The organism is Amycolatopsis sp. NPDC058340 (genome assembly GCF_042723975.1).
Taxonomy (GTDB): Bacteria; Actinomycetota; Actinomycetes; order Mycobacteriales; family Pseudonocardiaceae; genus Amycolatopsis.
In genome coordinates, this window is sequence record NZ_JBHXIB010000017.1 from 125638 (window position 1) to 146236 (window position 20599).

Here is a 20599-nt window from a genome sequence, read left to right on the forward strand (position 1 = left end):
CCATCAACGTTGCGAAAGTGGCTTTCGCAACCCGCCACCTTCGCCTCGCCCTTCCGCTAGCGCCAGAACGGCCCGCTCAGCCCGGCTTGGGCGAAGTACGCCGCCGCGGCGGCCGGGTCCCGGCGGGTGTAGCCGTGGTCGAGCCTGCCGTCGTACCAGCCGGCCGCGAGCCGCCACAGCGTCGCCAGATCCATGACGTAACCCTTGTCCTGTCCCGTTTCCGTCAGCCATTCGTCCACACAGGACTCACCGCAGAAAAGCCGCTGGTTGGCGCACGTGTGCACGACGTCGTCCCACATCCGCGCCACCGGCACGAGGAAATGCGCGACCAGCCCGCCCTTCGGCGGTGTCCGGTCGTTCACCATCAGCGCCTGTGGTTCGCCGCAGCCGCGGCAGCGCGTGGACACGAGCACCTCGGGCTCGGCCTTGACCAGATGCGGGATCGCGAAAGCGTCCCAGGCACAGCCTCCCCACCACAGGGTGCGCTCGCCCATCACGGAGAAGCCGAGCGGGATCGCCGCGAACGGATGCGCCAGCACGACGTGCTCGCACTCGTCGAGCACGAGATGCCGCCGCTCCGCGAGCCGGTGCAACGCCTGTTTCGCCACCGCGAGTGATCCGTGGGCGGCGTCGGCCAGTTCCGGGGCCGTCGGCGGCCTCCCGTGCTCGGCGAACGCGCGGTAGACCGCCACGCGGACGTCCTCATCCCAGCTGGTGTCGGTCTCGGCGCTCATGGCGGCTCCCTGTGCTCACCACCGAGTCTCCCCAGGCGGGCTCCGCTCGGCAACCGCTCGTACGTGGTTCAAATCGCACGCCCATAGCCTGGGAGGGGGCTCCCAACCAGCGGACATTCCCCCCTAACATGACCGTATGACGTCGGTGGTCGAGCGGTTGCAGGGTGATGGACCCGTGTTCTCCATCGAGTTCTTCCCGCCCCGGGACGCGGCAGACGAGGCCGTGCTGTGGAAGTCGATCCGGGAACTCGAGCCGCTGGACCCGGCGTACATGTCGATCACCTACGGCGCCGGCGGCTCCAGCCGGGACGGCACGATCCGCAGCATCGCCCGCGTCGCCACCGAAACCACGCTGGTGCCGATGGCGCACCTCACCGCCGTGAACCACTCGGTCGCGGAACTGCGCAACGTCATCGGCTGGTACGCCGCCGTCGGCGTGCGGAACATCCTCGCGCTGCGGGGCGACCCACCGGGCGACGTCTACGGCGACTGGGTCCCGCATCCGGACGGGCTGAACTACGCCGAGGAACTCGTCGAACTGGTGCGTTCGCTCGGCGACTTCTGCGTCGGCGTCTCGGCCTTCCCGTACGGCCACCCGCGGTCGGCGAACCTCGAAGCCGACACCGAGTACCTCGTGCGCAAGCTGCGCGCGGGCGCGGATTTCGCGATCGCGCAGCTGTTCTTCGAGCCGGAGGACTTCCTCCGCCTGCGTGACCGGGTGGCGGCCACCGGCTGCGAGGCACTGGTCATCCCCGGCATCATGCCGCTGACCACGCCGCGGACGCTGCACACGTCCATCAAGCTGTCCGGCGCGCCCGCGCCGCGGCGGCTGCTGGACCGGCTCGAGCCGCTGGCGGGCGACCCGAAGGCCTTCCGGGCCGAAGGTCTCGACACGGTGACCGAGCTGTGCGAGCGGCTCATCGCCGAAGGCGTCCCCGACCTGCACTTCTACACGTTCAACCGGTCCAAGGCCACGCGTGAGGTGGTCAGCAGGCTCGGGCTGGTCCCGGCCCGCGCGTAACTCCGTACCGAAGTCGCACGCGGTCCCGGTAGCGTGCCGGGCATGGCTTCGACCGCGCAAAGTGTGCACCAGATCTGTGACCGGTACGTCGACGAGTACGCCGCGGCCGACCCGGTCGCCGCGACGACGTTCGGTATCTCCGGATACGACGACCAGCTGACCGACTACTCGCCCGCCGGGCACGCGGCCAGGGCCGCGATCGCCAGGCGCGCGCTGGCCGAGATCGCCGCGGCCGAACCGGTCGACGACGGTGAACGCGCGGCCAAGGCGGTGTTCAGCGAGCGGATCGCGCTGAACCTCGAGATCCACGAAGCCGGTCTCGACCTCGCGGCGCTGAACGTGATCGAAAGCCCCGTGCAGGAACTGCGCATGGTCTTCGACTACATGCCCACCGACACCGCGGAGGACTGGGCGACGATCGCCGCCCGGATGGCGAGGGTGCCCGAAGCGCTCGACGGTCTCCGCGCCTCGCTGCTCGCGGCCGCCGACGCGGGCCGGGTGTCGGCGTTGCGGCAGGTCGGCAAGGTCGCCGAACAGGCGGAGACCTGGGCCGGTTTGAAGGACGAGACCGGTTTCTTCGAGACCCTCGCCTCGGACGCGAAGGACATCGACGAGAAGCTCCGCGCCGAACTCGGCCAGGCCGCGCACGCCGCTCAGGAGGCGTACGCGGAGTTCGCCGGGTTCCTCCGCGCCGAACTCGCCCCGCTGGCGCCGGTCAAGGACGCCGTCGGCGCCGAGGTCTACCAGCTGTGGTCCCGCGTGTTCACCGGCGCCACCTTGGACCTGGACGAGGCCTACGCCTGGGGCTGGGCCGAGTTCACCCGCCTCGAAACGGAGATGCGCGAGGTCGCAGGCCGGATCAAGCCCGGCGCCACCCTCGCCGAGGCGGCCGCCGCCCTCGACGCCGACCCCAAGTACGTCGTCCGCGGTCGCGCGGAATTCCAGGCCTGGATGCAGAACCTGTCCGACAACGCGCTGAAGTCGTTGCGCGGCAAGCACTTCGACATCTCCGACCGGGTGATGCGGCTGGAGTGCAAGATCGCCCCGCCCGGTGGCACCGTCGGCGCGTACTACACCGGCCCGAGCGAGGACTTCTCCCGCCCCGGCCGCATGTGGTGGTCGCTGCCGCAGGGCCGGGACGAGTTCACCACCTGGCGCGAGGTCAGCACCGTCTACCACGAGGGCGCGCCGGGTCACCACCTGCAGATTGCGACCGCGGTCGACCAGTCGGAGTCGCTCAACAAGTACCAGCGGCTGCTGGCGTTCACCTCCGGGCACGCCGAGGGCTGGGCGCTGTACTCCGAGCGGCTCATGGAGGACCTCGGGTTCCTCGCCGACGACGGCGAACTGTTCGGCATGCTGTCCGAGCAGCTGTTCCGCGCCGCACGCGTGATCGTCGACATCGGCATGCACCTGGAACTGGAGATCCCGGCCGGCACCGGTTTCCACGAGGGCGAGCGGTGGACGCCCGAACTCGGCCTGGAGTTCATGCTCACCCGGACCGTCACCGACCCGGCCCACGTGTACGACGAGATCGACCGCTACCTGGGCTGGCCGGGGCAGGCGCCGTCGTACAAGCTCGGCGAACGGCTCTGGCTCGCCGCCCGCGAGGAGGCCCGCGCGCGGCAGGGCGACGCGTTCGACATCAAGCAGTTCCACACCCGGGCGCTGGCGCTGGGCGGGATGGGGCTGGACACGCTGCGGGAGATGCTGGCCGCCCTCGACTGAGCCGAAGGACGCTTTCCCCGCATAAGACGAGGCGAAGGGCGCTTTCCCCGCATCACACGCGGGGAAAGCGCCCTTCGGGTTTATCCACTTGCCCGCCTTGATACGTTCCCCTCGTGCACCGGATCTTTCTCGTCACCCCACCCCCCGCTTCCTGAGCGGGGTGTCTCCGGCCGCGCGGCGTTACAGCCGCCCGGCCGATCCGTGCTGCACTGAAGCACCCCGCGTCGTCGACGTCCTTTCCGACAGACACAGACGCAGGAGCGTTTCCCCATGTCCGTTGCCGTACCCACGCGCGCCCGATCGTCGGCCGCGCTCGTCCTCGCCGGGGTCCTCTGGGGGACCGGCGGCCTCGCCGGATCCCTGCTCGCCTCCCGGGCGGGGCTCCATCCGCTGAGCGTCGCCGCGTACCGGCTGCTCATCGGCGGCGTGATCGCCACCGGTTACCTCTGGCTCACCGGTGGCCTTCGTGGCCTTCCCCGCACGACACAGGCCCGTCGCCGCCTCCTGGCGGTCGGCGGGTTGTTCGCCCTCTTCCAGACCAGCTACTTCGCCTCGGTCTCGCTGAGTTCCGTGAGCGTCGCGACGATGACCACCATCGGCAGCGCGCCGGTGCTGCTCGCCGTCGCGACGGTCGTCAAAACCCGCCGCCTGCCCGGAGCGTGGACGGCGGTGTCGCTGGCGGGCTCTCTCCTCGGGCTCGCGCTGCTGCAATGGACGCCAGGGCAGGAGATCAACGTCGCCGGCGTGCTGTTCGCCCTGCTCGCCGCGGCCGGGTTCGCCGCGCTGACGCTCGTGACCGCGACCCGCGTCGAAGGGCTGGATCCCTTGCCCACCACGGCTTTCGGCTGCCTGATCGGCGGCGCCGCGCTCACTCCCGCCGCCCTGTGGTTCGGGCTGGCCGTGCCGGTTCAGGCCGACGTGCTCGCGCTCGTCGTCTACTTCGGTGTCGTGCCCACGGCGCTGGCGTACGCCGCGTACTTCCGCGGCCTCGAAAGCGCGCATCCCGTACTGGCCGCGTTGTCCGCCTTGCTCGAACCGCTGACCGCCGCGCTGCTGTCCATGGTCGTGCTCGGGGAACGGCTCGGCGCCGTGGGCTGGTGCGGCGCGGTGGTGCTCATCGCCGCGCTCGCCGTGGCGTATTCCAGGCCCTAGAGCGGCAGCGTCCGGCCGAGGATCGCGAAGGGCCGCGGATCCCCGGCGAAGTGGTAGTCCCGCAGCACATCGACGAATCCGACGCGCCGGTACAGGTTCCAGGCCCGGCTGGTGCCTTCCGGCGTGGAAAGGAGGACGTGGGCGCTGGGCACGCCGTCGAGCAGCCGCCGCAGGAGGTCCTCGCCGATCCGCTTCCCCTGGCTTTCGGGGCTGACGTGGATCTCGGTGAGCTCGAAGTAGTCGGACATCCAGTGCTCGGCGGCGGCCTGGCCCTCACGGCGGGTCAGGCCGTGGCGCACCTGTTCGTGCCACCACTGGCCGCCGCGGCCCTTGTAGCCGTAGGCGAGCCCGAGCAGGACACCGTCCGCGTCGAGCGCGGCCATGCAGCGCCAGCCTTCGCGCAGCGCGTGCGTGAGCCACATCGGCGCGCGTTGCTCCGCCGTGCCTTCGGGGTAGCGCATGGCGTTGACGTAGATGGTCAGCGCCTCGGGGAGCCGGGCGCGGAACTCGTCCGCGGACAGCTGGACGTAACGGGTGCATTCCGAGGACATCGCGGTCACGGGCGCCCATCCTGCCCGTCGCCGGCGACGTCCGCGGGAGTGCCCCCGGTCAGCGCGACGAGGCCGTCGAACGTCGTGGGGTACACCGACTTCGGATGCCCGGCGGCCGCCCAGACGACTTCGTGAGCGCGTAACGCGGTGTCGACGAGGGTGGTCAACGCCTTCGGGTGACCGACCGGGGCGACGCCGCCGATCGGCTGCCCGGTGTGCGCGCGGACGAAATCCGCGTCCGCCTTCCCGATCTCGTCGGCGCCGGTCAGTGAAGCGAGGAGGCCGGTGTCGGCGCGGTGCGCGCCGGAGGTCAGGGCGAGCAGGGCCGTTTCCGTGTCGCCGGTGCGGGCGCGGAAGACGAGGCTGTTCGCGATCGCGCCGACCTCGGCACCGAGTGCTTCGGCGGCCTGCGCGGCCGTGCGGACTTCGGCGGGGAGGATCCGGATCCCGTCCGCGGCGGCCTGCTGGCCCGCCTCGGCGAGCGCGGCCGCGACCTTGGCCACCGAGGGATGGTCGATGGTGCTCATACGCCTATGAGATCACGTGGCCGATGCCGTGTCCCGCACCACATGCGGCGATCACCCCGCTACGGGGTTGAAGGAATGGGCACTCGGGGTTACATTGGACTTGTTCGAACAGACGTTCGACATTCGGTGAGCGCGCACCGGTAGGTGCCCGGCGCGGGGGCGGGGGAAGCGCCTCGGCGCCGGGCACCGGCCGGCGCTCACGTACAGGAGGAGGGTCGTCATGTCCGTTTCGGTCGTGTCCCCTGACGAAGCCGAGAGGCCGGGGGGCACCGCGCAGCCCGCCCTGCCGATGTCGTTGCGCCCGCCGGCACCACCCGCGGCGGTCTCCTTGTACGCGCAGGCGAGGCGGGGGCTCGCCGAAGCAGAGCGGGAAAGCGATCCCGCGGAGCGGTTCATCGGGGCCTATCTCGCCGCGCTGCGGGGCGCGGCGGCGGTACTGGAGGCCCGCGGCCGTCCGCACCGGGGCCGCGCCCGGCCGGCGAGCGGCTGGGTGCTGCTCGATTCCGTCGCGCCCGAGCTCAAGGAATGGGCGGCGTTCTTCGCGGCCAATTCGGCGACGCGGGCCGCCGCGCAGGCGGGTATCACCGGGAAGGTCACCGTGGAACTGGCCGACGAGCTGACCCGAGCGGCCACGGTGTTCCTGGAACTGGTGCGACGGGTGGTGCACGGGCTGCCGATGGGTGACTCGGCGCATGTGGCCTGAACCGCCTGTAGGCGGCGCCGAGGTTGTGTCCGTGAACCCGCCCGGCCGAAGGCCCGGCTATCGCGGTGGCAGGCCTTCGTGACTTGAAAGACCAGGTGGCGCCCTGCCGACGCCGATCGCGGACGCGGGTTCGCCCATAGACGCGGGTTCGCCCATAGACAGAGTGCTCCGGGGAGAGGGGGTGCCCGATGGCCGGGCAGGCCATGATCGACCAGGGCAGGTTCCTGGAGGTGATCGGCGCCGAAACCGAGCTGATGGCTCAGGTGGCGCACACCGCGTCCGCCGACGCGCCGGTCCCGACCTGCCCCGGCTGGACTCTCGGCGAGGTCCTCCGGCACGTGGGCAGCGTGTACCGGGTCGCCCGCCGCTGGATCACCGATGGGCGGCGTCCCGAGCACTGGCAGCGGAAACCGGGGCCGGGGCAGACCCTGGAGGAGTATTTCCGCGAGGGCCGGGACGAACTCGTCGCCGAGCTGTCCGCGCACGACCCGGACGAACTGGCGCCGACCTGGTGGCCCGCGGACCGCAGCTACGGGTTCTGGCGGCGCCGGATGGCGCACGAGACGACGATCCACCGGATCGACGCGGAGAGCGCGGCCGGCCGGGAGGTGTCGGAGATCCCCGAAGACGTGGCGGTCGACGGCATCGACGAAGCCCTGGTGCTGTGGTTCGGCCAGCGGCTGCCGTTGCTGGGGCTGTCGGGCACCAAGACCGGATCGGTCGGTGTGCGCACCGCCGGCCACACCTGGATCGCGAGAGCGGGCCCCACGGAAACGGTCGCCTGGCGGTGCTCGGCCGAGGAGGCCCGGCGCGCGGACGATCTGATCACCGGGAAGCCGGACAAGATCTACCGGTGGCTCTGGGGCAGGGCGGGTCCGACGGCGGTGACGGTCAGCGGAGACCAGGACATGGCGGGACAACTCTGGGCCCTTCTGCGGCTCGCGACCCGATGACCGGTCGGTGGGGAAGCCAAACCGGTCAGCCAGTCGACGGAGCTGAGGATGTGCTTGGAGAACCACCGATCGCGTGAACCCGCGCTGCCACCGTCGGTCGCGGGGTCACCTTGTCGGCGGTGCCGTCTAGGTTCCCCGGTGTGGTGGCACATCTGGTGAACCTGGTCTTCGACTCGGCCCTTCCCAGGGATCTGGCGGGTTTCTGGGGAGGGCTGTTCAGCTGGGACGCCCCGTTCGAGCCGGCGTTCCGCCTCGAAGCGGGCCCGAAACGAGGCAAGAACCGGCTGCACCTGGATCTGGCGAGCCGTTCGCCCGAGCACCAGGCCGAATTGGTGGACCGTGCGCTGTCCCTCGGCGCACGGCACAGCGACATCGGTCAGGGGCCGCCGGAGGAGAAACGGGTGCCGTGGGTGGTGCTCGCGGACCCCGAGGGCAACGAGTTCTGCGTCCTCGAGCCCCGCGAGCAGTACGAGTGCACCGGCGCGATCGCCTCGGTCGTCACCGACGCACTCGACCCGGAGCGGCTCGCGCGGTTCTGGGCGGCCGCGCTGGGCTGGGAGGTCGGCGCCCGGGGCGAGGTGTTCGCCGGCCTGCGGCCACCGGACGGACGCGGCCCGTGGGTGGAGTTCCTCCGCACGAAAGAGGAGAAGCGGCACCGTAACCGGCTGTGGTTCGAGATCGCCCCGCCGCTGGGCGGGAGCCGGGCGGCCGAGGTCCGGCGCCTGCGGGAGCTGGGCGCGACAGGGCAGGACGGCGACGCCATGGTGGATCCGGAGGGCAACGAGTTCAGCGTGCTCACGCCCCGCTGACGGACACTGGGTTGTTTCGCCCGGGTTGCGCGGCGGCGTCCAACGCTGACCTGAGCGAAACACCCGTGCCGTGGGCAGGCAACAACCGGCCGGGACCGTTGAGGTCATGGAGACCTATCGAGCACGGCCCACCCTGGTCCATCCCGGCGAAGAGACGACGGCCGCTTCGGCCTGGCGCGTCCGGATCCGCGTGGACGACCGGCCCGGCACCCTGGCCAGGATCGCGATCCGGCTGGCCGACCTCGAGTGCAACATCCTCGGGCTGTCGGTGCTCCCGGTGCCCGGCGGCGTGCTCGACGAGATCGTCCTGCGGCCGGCCATCGGGCTGCCGCGGCAGCTGCTCATCGACGCGATCCGCGACGAAGGATGCGAATGCTCAGCCGTCGTCGACGCGGATCTGGCGGAACTGGTCGATCCCGCCACCGCGACGCTCACCGCGGCCAAACGAGCCGTCGAGGAACCCGGTCGCCTCGCCGAGGTGCTCCGAGGCGTCCTGGCGGCCGACGTCGTCACGAAGGTCCCGTCGATCGAGTCGAACCCGGCCCGCACGGAAGGCGGGCACCGGGCGGTGTTCCCCGCGGGGGACGGCGCCGCGTTCGTCGCGCGCCGCCGGTGGTCACCCTTCGTCGAACTGGAACTCAGCCGCGCCGTCGCGCTGACCGCCCTGGTCGCTTCCGTGCGTGACAACGTGACCGGCCCGATCGTGCTCGACCGGCCCGACGGGGCCGCGATCGTCCTGCGCAAGGGTGTCCCCGGTGACGCGGAAGCGGTGTCCGCGCTGCACCAGAGATGCTCGATGACGACGCTCTTCCACCGCTATCACACGGGAATGCGTGCCGTACCGCGTCGCTGGCTGCACCGGCTCCTGATGCCGCCACGCGGGATCAGCCTGCTCGCGGTCTGCGGCCGCGACGTGATCGGCCTCGGCCAGCTCATCCCGCCGGCCGACGGCGGCGCGGCCGAAGTCTCGCTCCTGGTCGAGGATTCCTGGCAGCGCCAAGGCGTCGGCACGGCCTTGCTCGGCCGTCTCGCCACACTCGCCCTGGCCAAGGGGGAGCGCGAACTCACCGCCGTCTGCCTGCCCGGCGACGACTCCCTCCATCGCACCGCCGTCCGCGCGGGGCTCCACCCCGAACGCGTCACCGGCGACTCCGGCACCCTGCGCTTCACGCTCCCCGAAGCCCGCGTTTAGTCCTCTGAATGCGGTCGTTGCACGCGCAAGTACCGCACGCAGAGGACTACTTGCGGTTCCAGAACCAGTCTTTGCCCCTGGCCTCGCCCAGCGCGCGCTTCTTGCGGTCGGGAGTGAGCCGCTCCAGGTACAGCTTGCCGTCGAGATGATCGGTCTCGTGCTGCAGGCACTGGGCGAGCACGTCGACCCCTTCGACCTCGACGGGCTCGTTGCGCAGGTCGACACCGCGCACCACGGCGTGCTTCGCGCGCACGACCGGGAACCACAGTTCCGGCACCGACAGACAGCCCTCGCCGATCTCGTGCGTCTCTTCGGAGAGTTCGACGATCTCGGGGTTGATCACATATCCGCTCAGCCCGCCGACGTCGTAGCTGAACACCCGCAGCCCGACCCCGATCTGCGGCGCCGCGAGCCCCGCGCGGCCTGCCGGTTTCACTCCGTCCATCAGATCGGTCACCAGTTGCTCGATCTTCTTGTCGAATGTCGTGACCGGGTCGCATACGGTCTTGAGCACGGGATCCCCGAAATAGCGCAGGTCGCGCATCACCATGTTCGAACGTCCTTCTCCGCAGGTCTGGCGGTGATTCTAGGCCCGCAGGCGCAGTCCCTTGGGAGTCGCCCGGAATCCGGCCTCCTGGAGGACGGCCGAAAGCTCCGAGGTGAGCGCCACCTCGCCGTCGGCCTTCTGCACCGCGAGCTGCCCGAGCCAGCCCTCCCGTACCGCCGTGGACAGCGCCCGCGCGGCCGACCGCAACGTCTCCTGATCCTCGGTGAAACTCAGCAGCGACCGGCCGCCGCGTTCGACGTACATCGCCGGGACACCGTCCACGAGTACCGCCAGCGCGCCCGCTTTCCTTGCCGGGCGGTGTTTCGTGTCACCCGTCGCGGCGGGCCACGGCAACGCGGCGCCATAGGGCTGGGCCGGGTCGGCGGCGGCGAGGACGACGGCGCCTTCGGTGGTCGTGCGCTGATTCCCGGATTGCGCGCGCAACCTGTCGACGGCGCCCTTCGCCGCGAACTGCGCCGCGCCGAGCCCTTCGACCACGTATCCCCGGACGACCTGGCCCGAATCCTCCATACCGCGCAAAACCTTGTAGATCCCGGAAAAACCGCCCGTCACGCGTTCGGTGTCGAGAGCTCCGCGGGTGAGGACGCCGTGTCGCTCCAGGAAGGCCTCGGTCCGCGCGTGCGCGCGCCTGGTCGGATCCGGTTCGCGATCGGGGGTCAGGGCCCAGCGTCCCGCGACCGTCGGCGGCCCGGTGCGCGAAGGCATCGCCGGGCGCCCGGCCCGAAGCCGCGCGTACCGGCCGCGAGGAGCCTGCCGCCGTGGCTTGTGCGCCGCGCCGGAACCGGAGACCTGCGCCCGCAGCGGGCCCAGCGTGTCACCGGTGACCAGCCCGGCCCACACGAGATCCCACAGCGCCGCCACGACTTCGCCGTCGTTGGGCGGGGTCTCGACCAAGGGTGACGCCCGGTCGACGAGCTGGCGGAAGAACTGGGCTCCACCCTCCAAAGTGGACAGGATGGCCTCGTGGAGCGGACCGGACGGCAGATCGTCGTCGAGGTCGGGCAAGAGCAGATCGGCGACGTCCGTGGGCGCGAGCGCCAGCCAGCCGTCCCCGCCGGACAGGGAACCGCAACCGCACCAGGTGACCTCGCCCGCCGTGGTGAGCTCGTCCAGCAGCGAAGGGGTGTAGCCGGGCAGCCTGCTCGGCAGGATCAGCGACTCGACCGCGCTCGCCGGGAGCGGGGCCCCGGCCAGCTGCTCGACCACGGACAGCACGTCGTCCGCCGTCGGCGCCGACCGCACCCGCGCCCCGATGCCATGCCATGAGGGCAGGAATCGCCCCAGTGCCGCCGGTTCGACCGGCTCGACCTCGGCCCGCAGCCGGGCCAGCGACGCCCGCCGGAGCCTGCGCAGCACCGACGCGTCGCAGAACTCGATGCCGACGCCGTGGGTCTCCGGATGCCCGACCGGGCTCAGCTCACCCCGGACCAGCCTGCCCTGCGCGGTCAGCCTGTCCAGCACGCCGGTGACCACGGCCGTCCCGAGCCCGAACCGCTCCGCGGCCTGGCGGGCGCCGAACGGGCCACGGCTCCGCGCATAGCGGGAAAGCAGGTCTCCGACCGGATCCTCGACCGGTTCGGTGAACGCCTCCGGCACGCCGACCGGCAGCGCGGTGCCCAGCGCGTCCCGCACCCGGCCCGCGTCCTCGATGGCGATGAAACGCTCGCCGCCACCGATGCGCACCCGGATCACCCGTCGCGCGGCTTCCAGCTCCTCCAGCCATTCCCGCCGGATCCCGCGCGCGGCGGCCTCCTCGATCGAGAGATCGCCGAGGAACCGCAACAGATCCGCGGCGTCCTCGGCGTTGCGGGCGTGCCTGTCTGGATCGAGCCGCTGCAGGGAGCGCTCGACTTCGGCGACGACCTCGGCGTCCAGCAGTTCCCGGATCGCCTCGGTGCCGAGCAGTTCGGCCAGCAGCGTCGAATCCAGCGCCAGCGCCGCCGCGCGCCGTTCCGCGAGCGGGGCGTCCGTCTCATACAGGAACATCCCGACGTAGCCGAAGAGCAGGCTGCGCGCGAACGGGGACGCGGACGGCGTCTCGACCTCGACCAGTTTGACCTTGCGGGACCGGACGTCGGACATCAGCTCGCGCAGCCCGCCGACGTCGTACACGTCCTGCAGGACTTCCCGCATCGCTTCCAGCACGACGGGGAACCGCTCGTACTTGGCCGCGACCGAAAGCAGCTGGGACGCGCGCTGCCGCTGCTGCCACAGCGGGGTGCGACGGCGCGGATCCCGGCGGGGGAGCAGCAGCGACCGCGCCGCGCACTCCCGGAACCGGGCGGCGAACAGCGCGGAGCCACCGACCTCGGCGACGATCAGCTGCTCGACCTCTTCCGGATCGAGCAACACGTCTTCGACGCCGATGGTGACCTCGGCGCCGTCCATGTCCAGCGCCTCGGGCAACCGCAGCACGATGCCGTCGTCGGAATGCGCCACCTGGGCGTCGACCCCGCGGTTCTCCCGCAGCCGGGCCGCGATCGCGAGCGCCCACGGCGCGTTGACCTGCGCGCCGAACGGCGAGTGCAGGATGACGCGCCAGTCGCCAAGCTCGTCGCGAAACCGTTCCAGGAGCACGGTTTTGTCGTTCGGCACATGCCGCGTGGCCGACTTCTGCTCCTCCAGGTACGCCAGCAGGTTGTCGCACGCGTACTCGTCGAGCCCGGCGACGGCGGCGCGTTCCCTGGCCACCGACGGCTCCGAAGTGGACAGTTCACGGACGAACGCGCCCAGCGCCCGCCCCAGTTCCAGCGGGCGGCCGGGGGCGTCGCCCTTCCAGAACGGCATCCGGGCGGGCTCACCCGGCGCGGGGACCACGATCACCCGGTCGTGGGTGATGTCGGTGACCCGCCAGGAGGAGGTGCCGAGCAGGATCGTGTCCCCGACGCGGGACTCGTAGACCATCTCCTCGTCGAGCTCGCCCACGCGCGACCCGGGTTTGTCGTCGCCGCCCGGGGTCATCACGGTGAACAGGCCGCGGTCCGGGATCGTGCCGCCCGAGGTCACCGCCAGCCGCTGCGAACCGGGGCGGCCGTGCAGCTCGCCGCTGACCCTGTCCCAGGTGATCCGGGCGCGCAGCTCGCCGAACTCCTCGCTGGGGTACCGGCCGGCGAGCATGTCGAGCACGGCGAGCAACGCGTCGTCCGGCAGGGACGCGAACGGCGCCGCGCGGCGGGCCAGCGCGGCCAGCTCGTCGACCGTCCACGATTCGAGCGCCACCATCGCCACGACCTGCTGCGCCAGCACGTCCAGCGGATTCCGCGGATATCGCACCGCCTCGATCGCCCCGGAGGCCATCCGTTCCGCCACCACCGCGCAGGAGACGAGGTCGCCCCGGAACTTCGGGAACATCACCCCGCTCGACACCGCGCCGACCTGGTGCCCGGCCCGGCCGACCCGCTGCAGCCCCGAAGCGACCGTCGGTGGCGCCTCGATCTGCACGACGAGATCGACCGCGCCCATGTCGATGCCCAATTCCAAAGAGGACGTCGCCACGACGCACGCCAGCCGCCCGGATTTGAGCTCCTCTTCCACATGCGTGCGCTGCTCACGCGACATCGAGCCGTGGTGCGCCCGCGCGATCACCGGCGCCGCGCCGGTGGTGAGCCCGGACTGGCCGATCGCCTCGGCCGGATACCGCTGATCCGGCTCCAGCTCGCTCTGTTCCGCGACGAGTTCGTTGAGCCGGGCCGTCATCCGCTCGGTGAGCCGCCGCGAGTTGGCGAACACGATCGTCGACCGGTGCGCCTGGATCAGTTCGAGGACCCGCTCCTCCACCGCGGGCCAGATCGACGGCCGCCGCGGCGCGCCGTCGATGTCCTCCAGCGACCCGGGCAAACGCGCGAGACCCGCGTCGAGGTCTTCGTTCTGCTTCGGCCCCTGCGGACCGTCGAGATTCGACATGTCCTCGACCGGGACCTCGACACGGACCTCGATCGTCTTCGCGAGCTTCGGCTGGACGACGGTGACCGGCCTGCCACCGGCCAGGAACGAGGAGACCTCGTCGATCGGCCGGACCGTCGCCGACAGCCCGATCCGCTGGGCGGGCTTTTCGAGGAGGGCGTCGAGCCGCTCCAGGGACAAGGCAAGATGCGCGCCGCGTTTGCCGCCCGCGACCGCGTGCACCTCGTCGATGATGACCGTCTCCACGCCGCGCAGCGAATCGCGGGCGGAGGAGGTGAGGATGAGGAACAACGACTCCGGCGTGGTGACCAGCACGTCCGGTGGGGTCTTGCCGAACGAGCGCCGCTCGGCGGCGGTGGTGTCGCCCGTGCGCATGCCGACGCCGATGTCCGGGACCGGCAGCCCCAGCCGGCGCGACGCCTGTGAGATGCCGGCCAGCGGCGCCCGCAGGTTGCGCTGGACGTCGACCGCCAGCGCCTTCAGCGGCGAGACGTAGAGGACGCGGCAGCGTTTCCGCGGCTCGGACGGCGGAGGCTCGACCGACAGCCTGTCCAGCGCCCAGAGGAAGGCCGAGAGCGTCTTACCGGAGCCTGTCGGGGCCACGACCAGCGCGTGTTCCCCGGCGTGCGCGGCACGCCACGCCCCTTCCTGCGCGCGGGTGGGCGCGGCGAAGGCCCCGGTGAACCAGTCCCTGGTCGCGGGGGAGAAGAGGTCGAGTACGTCTGCCACGCCCTCCATACTGCGCCGGACCACCGACAGTTTCGCTCCGAGGGCTGTGACGAGGCACCCGGTCGGGACGAGATCGGCGGGTTCCGCACGTGCGGTGACCTCGCTCATGGGAGCATCACCGCCAGCGCGACCGGATCAGTGCTGGGGCGGTCGCCGTTCGTCTGTTGAAGGGGTATGAGCTGTGCGGATCCTGTCGGTGGACCTCGGGACGTCCAACACCGTGGCCGTCCTATCGGCGCACGGGAGGCCGCCGCGGGTGGTCGAGGTCGACGGTTCGGCCAACATGCCGTCCGCGGTGTTCGCCACCGAGGACGGCACGATCATGGTCGGCCGCGACGCCGAACGCCGCGCCCGGCTCGACCCGACCCGCTTCGAGCCCAACCCCAAACGCCGGATCGACGAGCAGACGCTCCTGCTGGGCACGGACGTCATCCCGGTCACCGAGGTGCTGGCCGCGATCCTGCGCCGCGTCCTCGACGAGACCACCCGCCAGCTCGGCGGCGAACTGCCCGACGAGGTCCGGCTCACCCACCCCGCGCAGTGGGGGCAGACCCGCCGCAACGTGCTGCTGTCGGCCGCCCGGCTCGCCGGGATGGGCGGCAACCTCGTGCTGGTCCCCGAGCCGGTCGCCGCGGCCGCGCATTTCGCGTCGTTCCCCGGCAAGACGCTCGCGCCCGGCCAGGCGCTCGCCGTGTACGACCTCGGCGCCGGCACCTTCGACGTCGCGATCGTCGGCGCGACCCAGAACGGCGGCTTCACCGTCGTCGCCGAAGACGGCCTTCCCGACCTCGGTGGCCTCGACGTCGACCAGGCGCTGCTGGTGCACGTCGGCCGCGAGGTCTCGCACCGGGACCCCCAGCGCTGGCAGCGGGTCCTGCGGCCCGAGTCCACTCCGGACCGTCGTACGCGGCGTGCGCTGCAGGAGGACGTGAAGGCGGCGAAGGAGGCCCTCTCGCGGCACCCGCAGACCGAGGTCCCGATGCCGGAACCGTTCGAGGACGTCCTCGTCACGCGAGGCGAACTCGAAGCGCTGGTTCGGCCGTCGATGCTGCGCAGTGTCGAGCTGATGTCGCGGGTGGTCCGCTCGGCCGGGATGACCCCGGACCGGCTCGCCGGTATCTACCTCGTCGGCGGTTCGAGCCGTCTCCCGCTGGTCGGCAGCCTGATCGCGGAGAAGCTCGGCGTCGTCCCCGGCAGCCTCGACCAGCCCGAGACCGCGGTGGCGCTCGGCGCCCAGCACGTCGCCTCCGACGGCATCAGCTCGCGTACGCAGGGCGTCGAAGGGCAGGTCGCGGCGGGGACCGGGGCGCATCAGGTCGGTCCCGGCGCGTCGGGCCCGTACCCGCCGCCGCAGCAGCAGGTCGCGTCGATCCCCGGCTACACGGGCGGGGGCCCCGGCCAGTCCGGCGGCTTCCCCCAGTCGGGTTATCCGAACAGCGGCCCGCAGCAGGCGCAGCAGCCCGCGCCGACGAATTTCCCGACGTACTCCCTCGCCGGGCAGACCACCGCCGAGAAGGCGCCCGCGAGCAAGAAGAAGCCGCTCGTCATCGGCGCCATCGTGGCCGTCGTCGTACTGCTCGCCGCCGGGCTCACGTATTTCCTGACGTCCTCTTCGGCGACGACCTACACGGCCGACGAGTGCAAGGTGCCCGGCGCGGCCGACGACAAGGGCCTCACCGGCTGCCTGCGCCAGCTCGCCGGGAAGATCGCCGACACCGGGGACTGCAAACCCGGGATGGGCAACGGGCCGGCGAAACCGGCGGAGGACCTCGGCGTGACGTCGACCTGCTCCGCGCCGGGCCGCGCCGGGACCCAGGTGACCTATCTGCAGAGCGACTCGGCGGAGAAGATCAAGGCCTACACCGACGGGCTGCTCAAATCGGCAGGCGGGGACCGCACCGAGGCCAAATGGGTCGGCAACGCGCTGGAAGGCCAGTACTCCTCGGCCGCCGGGCGGAACGCCGCCGTGCTGGTGTTCACCGTGACCGACCGGCCGCTGGTCGGCTTCATCTACCAGGTGCCCGCCGAAGGACAGACCCCGACGCCGGGTGAGCTGGCCGATTACTTCGAGAAGAGCGTCCAGCCGGGCGAATAGCCGCTGTTTTCACGATCCTCGAGTCCGTGAAGGCCTCCTTGAGGGACCCAGAGTCCCTCAAGGAGGCCTTCACGGACTCGGCCAGGTGCGGGGCTAGACTCCGCTCGATGCGTATCACGGTCTTCCGGCGGCTGATGGCCGACGAATTCGGTCCCGGACGTGCGGAAACCCTCTCCAGGGATCACGTCTTCGGCGAACTCGGGGGCCGGACCGTCGAACAGGCCCTCGACGCGGGAACCTCGGCCAAGGACGTCTGGCGGGCGGTCTGCGACGCCTTCGAGATCCCGCCCGAGCGGCGCTGACCTCGAAGAACGGGCAGAAACTCTAGCGCAACGGCGTGTCGGCGACGGCCTCGAACACACGTTCGTCTATGGTGTTGTCCACAACGGGGTCAGCGATCCACAGCTTGGGCGCGAGGCCTGGAATTGTCGGTGGTCGCCCGTAGCGTCGGACCCGACAGCTCAGAACTGAATCAAGCCCTACCGGCTCAACCAACGAGGTGGACTCCATGGCACCAGCAGCACCCGACAAGGACAAGGCGCTCGAACTGGCCCTCGCCCAGATCGACAAGCAGTACGGCAAGGGCTCGGTCATGCGCCTCGGCGAAGAGGGCCGCGCGCCGATCGAGGTCATCCCCACCGGTGCCATCGCACTCGACGTCGCGCTCGGGATCGGCGGTCTTCCCCGCGGCCGGGTCATCGAGATCTACGGTCCGGAGTCCTCCGGTAAGACCACCGTCGCCCTGCACGCGGTCGCCAACGCGCAGAAGAACGGCGGCATCGCCGCGTTCATCGACGCGGAGCACGCGCTGGACCCGGAGTACGCCAAGAAGCTCGGCGTCGACACCGACGCGCTGCTGGTCTCCCAGCCCGACACCGGTGAGCAGGCGCTCGAGATCGCGGACATGCTGATCCGCTCCGGCGCGCTCGACATCCTGGTCATCGACTCGGTCGCCGCGCTCGTGCCGCGCGCCGAGATCGAGGGCGAGATGGGTGACAACCACGTCGGTCTGCAGGCCCGGCTGATGAGCCAGGCGCTGCGGAAGATGACCGGCGCGATGAACAACTCCGGTACCACCGCGATCTTCATCAACCAGCTGCGCGAGAAGATCGGCGTCATGTTCGGCTCCCCGGAGACCACGACCGGTGGCAAGGCGCTGAAGTTCTACGCGTCGGTCCGCCTGGACGTCCGCCGGATCGAGACGCTGAAGGACGGCGGCGAGCCCGTCGGCAACCGCACCCGCGTCAAGGTCGTGAAGAACAAGGTCGCGCCGCCCTTCAAGCAGGCCGAGTTCGACATCCTCTACGGCAAGGGCGTCTCCCGCGAGGGTTCGTTGATCGACATGGGTGTCGACCAGGGCATCCTGCGCAAGTCCGGCGCCTGGTACACCTACGAAGGCGACCAGCTGGGCCAGGGCAAGGAGAACGCCCGCAAGTTCCTGCTGGACAACCCGGACATCGCCAACGAGATCGAGAAGCGCATCAAGGAGAAGCTCGGCATCGGTGCCGCCGTCGACGCCGAAGCCGCCCCCGCGCCGGTCGACTTCTGAGTTCCGCGGCCACGGGATCGGGTGAGGTGTGCTCGCGGAGAGCGCTCGCCGGATCCCTTCGCCATACCTTCTGGGGGCCGAACCCCCAGACCCCCGCCAGGGGCAAGCCCCCTGGACCCCCGCGTGGGATTGCTTAAGGGGTGAAGTCACCGATCGATCGTTTCGACTGGAGTGATAGCTGAATGCGTGCGCCCAAAGTGGATCCGGCGGAGCTGCCGCCGGACGAGCGGAGGAAGAAGGCCAAGGAGATCTGCTTCGATCTCCTGGCCGCGCGCCCGCGTTCCACGGAGGAACTGCGTCAGGCCCTCAAACGCAAGGGCTTCGACGAGGAGACGACGGAGACCCTGCTCGGTAAGCTGGACAAGGCAGGGCTCATCAACGACGCCGAGTTCGCCGAGATGTGGGTGCGTTCCCGCCATGCCAACATGGGCCTGGCACGGAACGCCCTCGTAGCCGAACTCAAACGCAAAGGAATCGATGGGGATATCGCCGTCCAGGCCGCCGACGAGGTGGACCGAGAGGCAGAGGAGCAGCGCGCCCGAGAGCTGGTACGGAAGCGCATGCGCTCCTTGGGCAACGTCGACGAGCAGACGGCGATCCGCCGCCTGCTGGGCTTCCTCGCCCGCAAGGGCTATCCCCAAGGGCTGGCCTACACCGTGATCCGCGACGAACTCCGCGAGTTCGGCGCCGAGTCGGCACTGCTGGACGACGCCACCCTCGACTGAGCTTCCTCACCTGAGCCGCTCGCCGGCCGTACGGGCACGCTTGCCCGCGCGGCCGGCGTTTCGCGTTCCCGGCGGTCGTCGAAGGGGCGCCGGTCTCGGAACTCGATGACAACGGACGCTCCCCGAGGACCTGGTGCCGACGATGTGGGAATCGGGACGTCGAGTGTCCCGATTCCCACATCGTCGGGGGACAGCTCGGACGACCGGGTTCGCAGCCGAGTGGGGAGCATCGGCTGCTCCTGCCGCCACAGCAGCCCGGGTCGAGTGTCCCCAATGTCGCATTGGGGACACTGAGCGTCTCAAAGGCGACATTGGGAACCCCACACGGCCCCGAGCGCCCTCACGACGGGCCGGACCTGCGCCGACGCGACCGATCAGGAATCGAGAAGCACCGGAAGCCCGCCGCGAAATAGCGTTACCGGCATGAACTTCATCGACGCCATCACCCTCGAAGTGGCCGACACCGAGGCCGCCGAACGCTTCTACTCCACCGCCTTCGGGCTCGGCCCTGAGCTTCGCCTGCGGGCCTCGCGGGAGCCGTCCACTGGCTTCCGCGGCTACACCCTTTCCCTCACGGTTTCCCAGCCCGCCAACGCGGACGCGCTCATCGAGGCCGCGGTCGCCGCCGGTGCGACCGTGATCAAGCCCGCCGCGAAGTCGATGTGGGGTTACGGCGGAACCGTCCAGGCGCCGGACGGCGCGATCTGGAAGATCGCCACCTCGGCGAAGAAGAACAGCGGTCCGGCCACCCGCGAGTTCGACGACATCGTGCTGCTGCTGGGCGTCGCCGATGTGGCCGCGAGCAAGAAGTTCTACGTCGAGCACGGCCTCACCGTGGGAAAGAGCTTCGGCCGCGTGTACGTCGAGTTCGAAGCAGGCTCGAGCCCCGTGAAGCTGGCGCTGTACAAGCGCAAGGCGCTGGCCAAGGACGCAGGTGTATCCCCCGAGGGCACCGGCTCGCACCGCATCGCGATCTGCGGCGCCGCCCCGTTCACCGATCCGGACGGGTTCGCCTGGGAGAACTCGGCGCTCGCCGCCCAGTCCTGATGTGCCACTTCCGGATGCCCCCGCTCGCCGCTTACCAAGGAGAAAACACGATGAGCACCACGTACGAAGGTTTCACGGCCGAAGAGAAGGCCGCGATGAAGGAACACGCCCAGGACATGAAGAAGGCCGCGCGCCGTGGCTCGGCCGCCGACAAGGCCGCGGCGGCGGAGCAGAACGTGGTCGCGAAGATCGCCGAGATGCCCGATGAGGACCGGGTGCTGGCCGAGCTGGTCCACGAGGTCGTGAAGGCGAACGCCCCGATGCTCGCGCCGAAGCTCTGGTACGGCCAGCCCGCCTACGCGCTGGACGGCAAGATCGTCTGCTTCTTCCAGGCGGCGGCCAAGTTCAAGACGCGGTACGCGACGCTCGGCTTCAACGAGGCCGCCCGCCTGGACGACGGCGCGATGTGGGCCACGGCCTTCGCGCTGACCGGCGTCACCCCCGACGTGGAACAGCGCATCGCCACGCTGGTGAAGCAAGCCGTCGGCTGAGCCGCCGCATGCGGTACCCGGTAGTGGGTCATGGGGAGGACGTTGGGGTATGGAACATAGGAGGCGGCCTATGTTGGTGAGTGTGGTTGGGAAGCGAGAGCCCCCCCAGCCCCCCGCCGCGC

18 protein-coding genes are annotated in these 20599 nt (G+C 70.7%); 13 read left to right on the plus strand and 5 right to left on the minus strand.

Annotation, left to right across the window (positions count from 1 at the left end; translation table 11 throughout):
* Positions 1 to 56: 56 nt before the first annotated feature.
* Entirely contained in the window at positions 57 to 734 is a 678-nt protein-coding gene (merB, locus tag ACFWIW_RS21080; protein ID WP_378369979.1) for an organomercurial lyase, read from the minus strand.
* 136 nt (positions 735 to 870) lie between these two features.
* On the opposite strand from merB, the gene ACFWIW_RS21085 reads away from it, so the two are divergent.
* The 3 genes from ACFWIW_RS21085 (at position 871) to ACFWIW_RS21095 (ending at position 4635) form a co-directional block, all read left to right on the plus strand.
* Entirely contained in the window at positions 871 to 1755 is an 885-nt protein-coding gene (locus tag ACFWIW_RS21085) for a methylenetetrahydrofolate reductase (protein ID WP_378369980.1), read from the plus strand.
* A gap of 42 nt (positions 1756 to 1797) precedes the next feature.
* Positions 1798 to 3483 carry a DUF885 domain-containing protein gene (locus tag ACFWIW_RS21090; protein ID WP_378369981.1) on the plus strand — a complete coding sequence of 562 codons (1686 nt, stop codon included), beginning with the start codon at positions 1798 to 1800 and terminating at the stop codon, positions 3481 to 3483.
* A gap of 270 nt (positions 3484 to 3753) precedes the next feature.
* The gene (locus ACFWIW_RS21095; protein ID WP_378369982.1) at positions 3754 to 4635 is read left to right on the plus strand and encodes a DMT family transporter; all 882 of its coding nucleotides are present in this window, start codon (positions 3754 to 3756) and stop codon (positions 4633 to 4635) included.
* On the opposite strand, the gene ACFWIW_RS21100 is transcribed toward ACFWIW_RS21095, so the two are convergent.
* Together ACFWIW_RS21100 and ACFWIW_RS21105 are read right to left on the minus strand one after the other, a co-directional pair.
* On the minus strand, positions 4632 to 5195 hold the full coding sequence (locus ACFWIW_RS21100; RefSeq protein ID WP_016332697.1) for an N-acetyltransferase: 564 nt from the start codon (positions 5193 to 5195) through the stop codon (positions 4632 to 4634). The two genes, ACFWIW_RS21095 and ACFWIW_RS21100, sit on opposite strands and share 4 nt — an antisense overlap.
* Positions 5192 to 5713 carry a YbaK/EbsC family protein gene (locus ACFWIW_RS21105; protein ID WP_378369983.1) on the minus strand — a complete coding sequence of 174 codons (522 nt, stop codon included), beginning with the start codon at positions 5711 to 5713 and terminating at the stop codon, positions 5192 to 5194. Before ACFWIW_RS21105 ends, ACFWIW_RS21100 begins: the two co-directional genes overlap by 4 nt.
* 220 nt (positions 5714 to 5933) lie before the next feature.
* Between ACFWIW_RS21105 and ACFWIW_RS21110 the strand changes: the two genes are divergently transcribed.
* The 4 genes from ACFWIW_RS21110 to ACFWIW_RS21125 all read left to right on the plus strand — a co-directional run bounded on the left by ACFWIW_RS21110 (position 5934) and on the right by ACFWIW_RS21125 (position 9370).
* A complete protein-coding gene (locus ACFWIW_RS21110; protein WP_340683906.1) occupies positions 5934 to 6416 on the plus strand; it encodes an SAV_6107 family HEPN domain-containing protein in 483 nt (160 codons plus the stop codon).
* Between the two features lie 188 nt (positions 6417 to 6604).
* A complete protein-coding gene (locus ACFWIW_RS21115; protein WP_378369984.1) occupies positions 6605 to 7369 on the plus strand; it encodes a maleylpyruvate isomerase family mycothiol-dependent enzyme in 765 nt (254 codons plus the stop codon).
* Positions 7370 to 7509: 140 nt separating this feature from the next.
* Positions 7510 to 8178 carry a VOC family protein gene (locus ACFWIW_RS21120; RefSeq protein WP_378369985.1) on the plus strand — a complete coding sequence of 223 codons (669 nt, stop codon included), beginning with the start codon at positions 7510 to 7512 and terminating at the stop codon, positions 8176 to 8178.
* A 106-nt stretch (positions 8179 to 8284) separates the two neighbouring features.
* Complete coding sequence (locus tag ACFWIW_RS21125; protein WP_378369986.1) at positions 8285 to 9370, plus strand: GNAT family N-acetyltransferase; 1086 nt, start codon at positions 8285 to 8287, stop codon at positions 9368 to 9370.
* 46 nt (positions 9371 to 9416) lie between these two features.
* Here the strand turns inward: ACFWIW_RS21125 and def are convergent, their stop codons facing one another.
* Together def and ACFWIW_RS21135 are read right to left on the minus strand one after the other, a co-directional pair.
* Positions 9417 to 9920, minus strand: a complete 504-nt coding sequence (gene def, locus ACFWIW_RS21130) for a peptide deformylase (RefSeq protein WP_378369987.1) — start codon at positions 9918 to 9920, stop codon at positions 9417 to 9419.
* A 36-nt stretch (positions 9921 to 9956) separates the two neighbouring features.
* Positions 9957 to 14579, minus strand: a complete 4623-nt coding sequence (locus ACFWIW_RS21135; protein WP_378369996.1) for an ATP-dependent helicase — start codon at positions 14577 to 14579, stop codon at positions 9957 to 9959.
* 172 nt (positions 14580 to 14751) lie between these two features.
* Here ACFWIW_RS21135 and ACFWIW_RS21140 point away from each other — a divergent pair, with 172 nt between their 5' ends.
* The 6 genes from ACFWIW_RS21140 (at position 14752) to ACFWIW_RS21165 (ending at position 20477) form a co-directional block, all read left to right on the plus strand.
* Positions 14752 to 16665 (plus strand): Hsp70 family protein, encoded by a 1914-nt coding sequence (locus tag ACFWIW_RS21140; RefSeq protein ID WP_378369988.1) that lies wholly within the window; start codon positions 14752 to 14754, stop codon positions 16663 to 16665.
* 107 nt (positions 16666 to 16772) lie between these two features.
* Positions 16773 to 16967, plus strand: a complete 195-nt coding sequence (locus ACFWIW_RS21145; RefSeq protein WP_016332706.1) for a DUF3046 domain-containing protein — start codon at positions 16773 to 16775, stop codon at positions 16965 to 16967.
* Between the two features lie 206 nt (positions 16968 to 17173).
* A complete protein-coding gene (gene recA, locus ACFWIW_RS21150; RefSeq protein WP_005164741.1) occupies positions 17174 to 18214 on the plus strand; it encodes a recombinase RecA in 1041 nt (346 codons plus the stop codon).
* Positions 18215 to 18411: 197 nt separating this feature from the next.
* On the plus strand, positions 18412 to 18939 hold the full coding sequence (locus ACFWIW_RS21155; protein WP_085940894.1) for a regulatory protein RecX: 528 nt from the start codon (positions 18412 to 18414) through the stop codon (positions 18937 to 18939).
* 423 nt (positions 18940 to 19362) lie between these two features.
* Positions 19363 to 19986, plus strand: coding sequence for a glyoxalase (locus tag ACFWIW_RS21160; protein WP_378369989.1), 624 nt, complete (start codon positions 19363 to 19365; stop codon positions 19984 to 19986).
* A 50-nt stretch (positions 19987 to 20036) separates the two neighbouring features.
* Positions 20037 to 20477, plus strand: a complete 441-nt coding sequence (locus tag ACFWIW_RS21165) for an iron chaperone (protein ID WP_378369990.1) — start codon at positions 20037 to 20039, stop codon at positions 20475 to 20477.
* Positions 20478 to 20599 lie beyond the last annotated feature (122 nt).

Coding starts and splice junctions, on each gene's coding strand:
- merB (WP_378369979.1), bottom strand. CDS start 734: ATGAGCGCCGAGACCGACACCAGCTGGGATGAGGACGTCCGCGTGGCG.
- ACFWIW_RS21135 (WP_378369996.1), bottom strand. CDS start 14,579: ATGGAGGGCGTGGCAGACGTACTCGACCTCTTCTCCCCCGCGACCAGG.
- ACFWIW_RS21085 (WP_378369980.1), top strand. CDS start 871: ATGACGTCGGTGGTCGAGCGGTTGCAGGGTGATGGACCCGTGTTCTCC.
- recA (WP_005164741.1), top strand. CDS start 17,174: ATGGCACCAGCAGCACCCGACAAGGACAAGGCGCTCGAACTGGCCCTC.
- ACFWIW_RS21165 (WP_378369990.1), top strand. CDS start 20,037: ATGAGCACCACGTACGAAGGTTTCACGGCCGAAGAGAAGGCCGCGATG.
- ACFWIW_RS21115 (WP_378369984.1), top strand. CDS start 6,605: ATGGCCGGGCAGGCCATGATCGACCAGGGCAGGTTCCTGGAGGTGATC.
- ACFWIW_RS21095 (WP_378369982.1), top strand. CDS start 3,754: ATGTCCGTTGCCGTACCCACGCGCGCCCGATCGTCGGCCGCGCTCGTC.
- ACFWIW_RS21160 (WP_378369989.1), top strand. CDS start 19,363: ATGAACTTCATCGACGCCATCACCCTCGAAGTGGCCGACACCGAGGCC.
- ACFWIW_RS21145 (WP_016332706.1), top strand. CDS start 16,773: ATGCGTATCACGGTCTTCCGGCGGCTGATGGCCGACGAATTCGGTCCC.
- ACFWIW_RS21110 (WP_340683906.1), top strand. CDS start 5,934: ATGTCCGTTTCGGTCGTGTCCCCTGACGAAGCCGAGAGGCCGGGGGGC.
- def (WP_378369987.1), bottom strand. CDS start 9,920: ATGGTGATGCGCGACCTGCGCTATTTCGGGGATCCCGTGCTCAAGACC.
- ACFWIW_RS21125 (WP_378369986.1), top strand. CDS start 8,285: ATGGAGACCTATCGAGCACGGCCCACCCTGGTCCATCCCGGCGAAGAG.
- ACFWIW_RS21090 (WP_378369981.1), top strand. CDS start 1,798: ATGGCTTCGACCGCGCAAAGTGTGCACCAGATCTGTGACCGGTACGTC.
- ACFWIW_RS21105 (WP_378369983.1), bottom strand. CDS start 5,713: ATGAGCACCATCGACCATCCCTCGGTGGCCAAGGTCGCGGCCGCGCTC.